The organism is Thermoleptolyngbya sp. M55_K2018_002, assembly GCF_015295965.1.
In the GTDB taxonomy this organism is placed as follows: domain Bacteria; phylum Cyanobacteriota; class Cyanobacteriia; order Elainellales; family Elainellaceae; genus Thermoleptolyngbya; species Thermoleptolyngbya sichuanensis.
In genome coordinates, this window is sequence record NZ_DVEA01000074.1 from 1 (window position 1) to 8,259 (window position 8,259).

At 56.6% G+C, this 8,259-nt stretch carries 5 protein-coding genes; 4 read left to right on the forward strand and 1 reads right to left on the reverse strand.

All coding sequences use genetic code 11. The features are described from left to right. The coding region (locus tag IGS51_RS03610) for a DNA polymerase III subunit gamma/tau (RefSeq protein ID WP_297076010.1) at positions 1–1,034 on the reverse strand (1,034 nt) is incomplete at its 3' end. A 263-nt stretch (positions 1,035–1,297) separates the two neighbouring features. Here IGS51_RS03610 and tsaE point away from each other — a divergent pair. The 4 genes from tsaE to IGS51_RS03630 form a co-directional block, all read left to right on the forward strand. Continuing rightward, positions 1,298–1,771 (forward strand): tRNA (adenosine(37)-N6)-threonylcarbamoyltransferase complex ATPase subunit type 1 TsaE, encoded by a 474-nt coding sequence (gene tsaE, locus IGS51_RS03615; protein ID WP_367279247.1) that lies wholly within the window; start codon positions 1,298–1,300, stop codon positions 1,769–1,771. Positions 1,772–3,286: 1,515 nt separating this feature from the next. Beyond that, positions 3,287–4,693, forward strand: a complete 1,407-nt coding sequence (locus IGS51_RS03620; RefSeq protein WP_297076014.1) for a glycoside hydrolase 100 family protein — start codon at positions 3,287–3,289, stop codon at positions 4,691–4,693. Between the two features lie 56 nt (positions 4,694–4,749). Next, the gene (locus IGS51_RS03625; RefSeq protein WP_297076017.1) at positions 4,750–5,223 is read left to right on the forward strand and encodes a nitrate reductase associated protein; all 474 of its coding nucleotides are present in this window, start codon (positions 4,750–4,752) and stop codon (positions 5,221–5,223) included. A 558-nt stretch (positions 5,224–5,781) separates the two neighbouring features. Next, a partial coding sequence (locus IGS51_RS03630; RefSeq protein ID WP_297076020.1) for a transglycosylase domain-containing protein occupies positions 5,782–8,259 on the forward strand: 2,478 nt, incomplete at its 3' end.

Consider the following 8,259-nt stretch of genomic DNA (forward strand, 5'->3'; position numbering starts at 1 on the left):
CTCTGGCGCATGCGCGGCTCGTTTTCCTGCAAGCGCTGCTGCCCCTGTTGCAGCATCTCGATGGGCAGCGATGCGACAAACTCGCACATTTCTGCCCAGGTATTGGGCGTGATGGCAACCAGGTCGCTGCGGCTGGGCGCGGTTTTGGCAATCAGCAGGTCGCGGTAGAAACTGGTCAGGTTTTGCAGCACGACAAGCGGTTCCCGCCCCCGATCCATCAGGCGGCGGGCGCTGTCGAGGACGAGGGCGGGCTGGTCAGCGGCGATCGCCCTCACCAGATCCAGCAAATCCCGCTCTGGCACAGCGCCCACCAAATCCCACACTTTCTCCGTAGAGATTTCGCCCTCCAGCAAGCTGAGCTGGTCGAGCAAACTCTCCGCATCGCGCAGCCCGCCCTGGGAGATTTGCGCCACCAGATGCAGCGCCTCTGGCGTGATGGGGATAGACTCGGCGCGGGCGATCGCCCCCAGATGCGTCACCATTGCCTCCAGTGGAATACGACGAAAGTCAAACCGCTGGCAGCGCGAAATAATCGTCGGCAGCACCCGCTGTGGGTCGGTCGTCGCCAACACAAACACCACATGGGGCGGCGGCTCCTCCAGCGTCTTCAGCAGAGCATTAAACGCCGCATTGCTGAGCATATGACATTCATCGACAACATACACCTTGTAGCGACACTGGACTGGGGCAAACTGGGCCCGCTCAATCAGTTCACGAATGTTGTCTACGCCTGTATTGCTGGCGGCATCGATTTCGATCACGTCTAGCGCGGTGCCCTGGGCCACCATGCGGCAGACCTCACACTGACCGCAGGGCTTTTCGGTGGGCTGCCCGGCTTGCAGGCAGTTCAGCGATTTTGCCAAAATCCGGGCGCTGGAGGTTTTGCCTGTGCCGCGTGCCCCAGTGAACAGGTACGCCGGGGCGATCTTTTGCTGACGCAGGGCGTTGGTCAGCGTGGCGGCGATCGCCTCTTGGCCCACCAGTTCCGAAAAGGTCTGGGGACGATATTTGTGGTGCAGCGGTTCGTAGGTCACGATGGCAAGGGGTGAACGCTCTTACTATTCTAAAGAGTCTGATCTAGAGAGTTTGACTTCTAACCATCTGAGTTCTAAACAGTCTGAGTTCTAGAACCACCGCAAGGCGGAGAACCCATGTTGACCTGTACCTCGCATAATGGGTTGCAGGCGCTCGCGAATCCTGAAGTTCCTAATATTTCTTGCCGTAATATTTCTTGCCGTAATCTTTCTTGCTGTATTTATAGCTGCTTCGGTTCATCATGTCTGCTCAACTGTTGCCTTTGACCCTCGACCTGCCCGATGCTGTCGCCACCCAGCGCTTGGGAGAATTTTTGGGGCGATCGCTCCCGGCGGGCAGCATTTTGCTTTTGGAAGGCGACCTCGGCGCAGGCAAAACCACGCTTGTCCAAGGCATTGGGCTTGGTTTAGGCATTTCAGACCCCATCGTCAGCCCCACGTTTACCCTCGTGAACGAATATACCGAGGGACGCATTCCGCTCTATCACATGGATCTGTATCGACTGGAGCCAGCGGAAACAGAAGCGCTGTATCTAGACCAGTATTGGGCGGGGCAGGATTTGCCGCTGGGCATTGTTGCTATTGAATGGGCCGAGCGCCTGACTGCGATACCCACGCCAAGTCTCCATCTGGCGCTCCAGACCTCGGCCTCCGCCAAACGACGGGCCTACCTCACTTCTGCTGGAGAATTTAACTGGGCGGCCTACCTGGGAAATCTACCAGCGCAATTTGCCTGAGCCATACGTCCAGACTCCATGACAGATGGATAAAGCTTTTATAGAAGGTTCCAATTTTATATTGGTTTTGTGACCTTAGCGCTTCATTCAGTCAAAAGGGCTACTAAAATATTATTTTAGATATATCGGAATTTTGCGTAGGGCTTTTCTCAGGGAAAACCCTACGGTGTACTTCACCTGATGATTCCTAGTTTGCCCTTTTGGGGATGACGAGTTCGATATATCCGCCGTTTGGCCGATGTCTATCGGGTTCTCAAAGGGGGAAATGGGGAATGGGTGGAGTGATTCACTAAGCCTGTGCGCCAACGGAGTCTGTGTGGGCATCTGAATGGCGGTCTGAACCGGCGCTATGCGTGGGTTTCAGCCTGTCCATCTTGACGCTGGCATACTTCTAGACCACGGTTTCGGGTGCATCTCTCGGCTCCTAAGAAAACTTACTTATGCTATCTCTGTAAAGTTGACGCTAAGATCGCCGCAAAAGAGCGATCGCAGTGTTCGAGTTTGCCAGGTCAGTAGCGTTGGTTCAGTATGGGGCCAAACTTTGGCGATAACCTGCCAGGGTTAGCCCTTTGCTGAAGGTGGGGTTGATTAGCAGTACAAGGCACATTGCGCGATCGCCCAGTGTCCAGAAGCAGGCTTCGAAGAATTCTCTGAATTCTCTCAAGGCTGTTTCTGTTAACGAAGAGTTGGGTGGCAATGAGCCGCGTCACGCTTTCAGACCAGAAATCTTGAAGCCCTTTACTAATTGTTAGGGCTACGTTAAACGCTGTAGAGTTGCTGACTGAGGCAACCGCCTTTAAGCTAAATCGAATGGTCGTTTTTGTAGATCCACCGCGCGACTACAGGATCGTCCTTTACGATAGGCTTTCCGGCATTGATGAAGTCCGAGGTCAGCTCATTTCCTGATGGAACACGTTTTTAAGAGCGCACATTCTCCTAAGGATGTGTTCTTCTTTATAGGGGCGTGTGTCCGTTGATTTATGTTTTTGAAAGCACGTTTCCCCAAACGTGTTCTCGCAAATATCTAACATTCGCCTGTCGCTCCTGGAAATCTAGCTGCTTTTATAGCGCTTTAAGCCGAAGGGTTGCTTGTTTATAAGCGCCCCGATGGTTTGCTGTTTCTGGACTTTTGAGTCACCGAGTCTGTTTGCATTTAGGACAGATGTCAGAGGATTCGAGTCTGGAGGGTCGGCTGCTTTTGCTGGATGGCTTGGGGCGATCGCCCGGAAATGGGCCACGCCTCACCGCATCTGGCTAGGCACGTCGGGGGATGCTTTTGGTGATCAAATTCCTGTGGAATGGAAAAGCGCCTCAATCCCCTCAACCCTGCCCACATTTAGAGCCTGTAGAAGAGCCGGTAGAACCTGAGGAACTGAGATTCAGGGCGCGTCCTCCGCGCTTCCGGGACTGGTCTTGGCTCTGCATCTTTTTCAGTTAACTGGCTAGTTAATGATCTGCATCGTTTACTGAGTTCACCGTTCTAAATCCTTGTTTAAGCCACTTGCAGGTTAGGCAATGAAGACTACGACAAATCTTGTAACAGAAGCCTGGCAACTCCTGGAGCGGTCGATCGTGTATTACGGCGATCGCCCCGTCGGCACCGTAGCAGCTTGCGACCCCAGCGTCGAAGCCCTGAACTACGATCAGTGCTTCGTGCGGGATTTTGTGTCCTCAGCACTGGTATTTCTCACCCACGGCCGCCCCGAAATCGTCCGCAACTTTTTGGTGGAAACCCTGGCGCTCCAGAGCGGCGAAAAGCAGATGGACTACTTCTACGCTGGCCGGGGATTGATGCCCGCCAGTTTCAAAGTCGTCACCGCCGAAGGCAAGCAATACCTGGTGGCAGATTTCGGTGAACACGCCATTGGCCGCGTCACGCCTGTCGATTCCTGCCTCTGGTGGATTATTCTGCTGCGGGCCTATGTCAAGGCAACGGGCGACCTGGATCTGGCCCACCAGCCAGAGTTTCAGCAGGGCATCCTGTGGATTCTCAAGCTCTGCATGGCCGATCGCTTCGACATGTATCCCACCATGCTTGTCCCCGATGGCGCGTTCATGATCGACCGCCGCATGGGCGTAGATGGGCATCCGCTAGAAATCCAAACCCTGTTCTATGCGGCGCTGATGTCGGCCCGGGAACTGCTGGCTCCAGGCCCGCGCAACGATATCCACATCCAGGTCATCAACCAGCGCCTCAGCATTTTGAACTACCATATGCGCCAGTATTACTGGCTGGATGCGCGGCGGTTGAACACCATCTATCGCTACCACGGCGAAGAATTTGGCGAGGGCGCAGTCAACAAGTTTAATATCTATCCCGATTCAATTCCCGAATGGACATTCGACTGGATGCCCGATGAAGGCGGCTACTTGGCGGGCAACTTGGGCCCGGCCCGGCTGGACTTTCGCTTTTTTGCCTTGGGCAACCTGATGGCCGTCGTATCGTCGCTGACCAACGCCGAAGAGTCGCGGCAGGTGATGAACCTGATCGAGCAGCGCTGGGATGACCTGGTGGGGCAGATGCCCATGAAGATTTGCTATCCCGCCGTCGTGGATCAGGAGTGGAAGATTCTAACGGGCTGCGACCCGAAGAATGTGCCCTGGTCGTATCACAATGGCGGCAGTTGGCCGATGCTGCTGTGGCTGATGGCGGCGGCCTGCCAAAAAACGGGACGGACGGATCTGTGTCGTCGAGCCATGGCCATTGCCGAACGCCGCCTCAGTGAAGACGAGTGGCCAGAGTATTATGACGGCAAGGCCGGACGCTACGTGGGCAAGGCCTCACGTAAGTATCAGACCTGGACGATTGCAGGCTATCTGCTGGCGCAAGATTTTCTGGACAACCCCAGCCATCTTGATCTAATCTGCTTTGACGAAGATCCGCAGTTTTTCGACTGGATGTATCGTCTGCAAGAGTTCTAGCCGACCCCAAGGCGGCGGCCTTATGCAGCTACAGACCTGACAAGGGGGCTATACGGTTGAGCCAGGTTTTCCGTTTTGAGCAGGATTTTGCCGATTCGCTGCGGTGCGTGCCCATGCGCGTCCGTTATAACCTCGACACCTGTGGGATAAAGCTGAAGCTGACCCATTGGCACGCGCTGTCTTGGGGCGATCGCCAACTGCTGCTCGACTTGCCTTGCCAAAGCGAGGCAGACATCGCCGCCTATCGCCAGCGAGTGTATGACCTGGTGGCTGCCCAAGGGGGCGATCGCCCAGCCGATTTGCCCCTCGATCCGCAGCCCGCCTGGCTCAATGCACACCAAATCCCCGACTCGGTGCAGCAGCAGGGGCAGCGCGTGGGTGTGTGCCTTACAACTGAACAGTGGAGCCGCCTCGATCCGCTCCAGCGATTTGCGCTGATCAAGCTCAGCCAGTCTAGCCATGAACATCAAAATTTTCTGCCTGCGCTGCGAGAATTTGGCGTGCTAGAGAGCGCTGGGTCAGGGGCATAGCGGCTGATTGAGGGCGATCGCCGGGTAGCGACTGGGGCGATCGCTGGGGCAAGCACTGGGACGAGTTTCTTGTAAATCCACCGTTGCATAACTGTCACAAAGGTTCATAGAACCCGATTTTTAGGTTAAGCTTTTGTTTGATTCATTTCTTTGGTTCGATAGATTGAAGTTGTCCTATTGCTGATAGCAAAGCAATAGTCAGCTTTCCAGGCTCAACTGTGTTCTGTGGGCTGGTTTTTATCGTTAATCGATAGATCTGGACTCATGGGTCATCTCAGGCGCGATCGCAGACGATTGGCGCTTACGTAGGTAACAATGTCATAGCAGCGTCGTGGTCATAGCAGCGTCGTAGCAGTTCGCAATGTTATAGCAGTTCATAGCAGCAGGTTACGGCATTGGGGTATAGCGGTGGCGGGGGCAACAATCTCAGGATTTGTGGTTTTGCAAATCTTCCAGGTCTGGCCCAGCGCCACGATTGCAACCAGAGCAGTTTGATGAGTCCAAATCGGTCTTTTCCAAATTCGCTCTGTCTGTGCGGTTTCAGTGGGGAGAGTTAGCGTGACAGGTTTCTTTGATCGAGTTCAGGGCTGGGTCAAGCCAGAGGGTGATGGGCTACACAGCGGCAAGGACGACCGTCTGGCTCAAACCTCAAGCGGCTTGGGTGTCCCGTTTGCAGACGACACTTCGACGCAGGACACGCCAGCCGATCTGCCTGTAGAAGCCTCCACTCAGGCTCCTGCGGATGCAGCGGTGCCTGTTGCTCCACCCCAGCCCGACCCGGCACTCGTGGAATGGTCAAAACCCAACCCCGATCTGGAGCCGCCTAAGCGATCGCCCCGTCGGTTCTATCAGGCCTGGTATGCCTGGGTGGTGATGGCGGCTCTGGCGGGTGCAGGCGGTTTTGGCATGGCGGCCATCGATACGGTGCGCCAGATCCAGAGCGAGCTACCCGACCCAGAAGACGCGCTGACCTATACCCGCGACGGCTCGATGACCATCAAGGCGGCAGATGGCACGGTGCTGCAACAGCTTGGGCCCGCGACGCGAGAGGCGCTCTCGCTCGACCAGATCCCAGAGACGATGATAAACGCCTTCATCGCCGCTGAGGACAAAAAGTTTTACGAACACAATGGCGTGGACTATCGGGCGATCGCCCGGGCAGCCTTGGCAAACCTATCGGCTGGCGAAGTAGTCGAAGGGGCCAGCACCATCACCCAGCAGGTGACGCGGATCGTCTTTCTGGGGCAGGAGCGCACCCTCGACCGCAAGCTGCGGGAAGCGCTGATGGCGCACAAAATGGAAAATGAGCTAACCAAGGATCAAATCCTGGAGCGCTACCTGAACCTGGTCTATTTGGGCTCGGGCGCGTATGGCGTGGGCGATGCCGCCTGGATTTATTTCAGCAAGCCGATTGGCGAGCTTTCGCTGTCTGAAATGGCCATGATTGCTGGACTGGCCCCTGCCCCCAGCGAATACTCGCCGCTGGTGAACCCTGATCTGGCCCGCAGCCGCCGCGATATCGTGCTGGAGCAAATGTATGAGTCCAGATTCATTACTGCCGCAGAACTGGCGGAGGCAAAGGCAGCAGAAATTAAGCTAACGCCCAGCCAGCCCCGTAATCTCATCAGCCAAACGCCCCACTTTACCTCCTACATCCTCCAGCAAGAACTGCCTCAGCGCGTTAGCCCGGAGGTGTTGGAAGTGGGCGGATTGACCATCGAGACGACGCTGAATCCCAAGTGGCAAGCTATTGCTCAGGAAACGGTAGCCAAAGCCGTCGAGCGCTATGGACGATGGGAGCGGTTTTCTGAAGCGGCTTTGGTCTCTATCGACCCCCGCACAGGCGAAATCAAGGCGCTGGTGGGCGGAAAAGACTTGGTTGCGGGTCAGTTTAACCGGGCAACCCAGGCGCAGCGACAGCCCGGATCGACTTTCAAGGCTTTTGTGTATACAGCGGCGATCGCTGCTGGACTCTCCCCCTATAAGAGCTATCTGGACTCCAAGTTTGTCGTTGATGGCTACGAGGTCAAGAACTACAGCGAGCGGCATTCCGGCCACATGTCCATGCGGGATGCGCTAGCCCGTTCAATCAACGTCATCGCAGTCAAGGTGCTGCTGGATGCGGGATTTGATCCGGTGATGGAAATTTCTAAGCGCATGGGCATTCAGTCCAAGCTGATTCCTGCCTACTCGCTGGCGCTGGGCACGCTGGAGGTCAACCTGCTGGAACTCACCAGCGCCTATGGCACTCTCGCTGCTCAAGGGAAGCACATCGAGCCACACGGCATCACGCGAATCATCGACCGCTTTGGCAACGTGATTTACGAGGCAAACTTCACGCCAGAGCAGGCTGTAGATACCGACAGCGCCAATATCATGACCTGGATGCTGCGGGGTGTAGTGAATGGTGGCACAGGCGGCAACGCAGCGCTGCGGGGCCGACCCGTCGCTGGCAAAACGGGAACTACCGATGCCAAGCGCGACCTCTGGTTCATTGGCTATATTCCTCAACTGGTGACGGGGGTATGGCTGGGCAATGACAACAACCGCCCGACGGCGGGAGCCAGCAGCACGGCTGCCCTCGTATGGCGCAACTATATGGCGCAAGCAACCGAGGGAATGCCGGTCGAGTCGTTCCCGCAGCCCAACCTGCGCGGCGATCGCAAAGGTTCCATCAAGGCAGAGCGAATTCGCCCCCGGAGAACGCTCGTTGGCCCGGCAACTGGAGGCGACTCGGAGGGAGAATCTTCTGGTTCTGGCAGCCGCTCTCGCAGTCGATCCGAGGAGGCAGCACCCGCGCGATCGCCCAGTTCTCCTGCGGCTCGCGAAGCCTCCCCAGACACCCGTTCCGAGCCTCGCAAGATTCGCAATAGTGACCCTGTTCAGGCAGCCCCATCGTCCCCCGCAGAGCCACCGCCTGTTCGTCCGCAGTCTCCAGCAACCCCTGCTGAGCTAGAGCCGCGTCCCGCAGAGCCACGTCCTGAACCCGTGCGGGTCGAGCGTCCCCAACCAGAACCCGTGGAAGCCCGTCCAGCG

Bases quoted from the DNA above. Each gene is read 5' to 3' on its own strand.
- IGS51_RS03620 (WP_297076014.1), top strand. From the start codon at position 3,287: ATGAAGACTACGACAAATCTTGTAACAGAAGCCTGGCAACTCCTGGAG.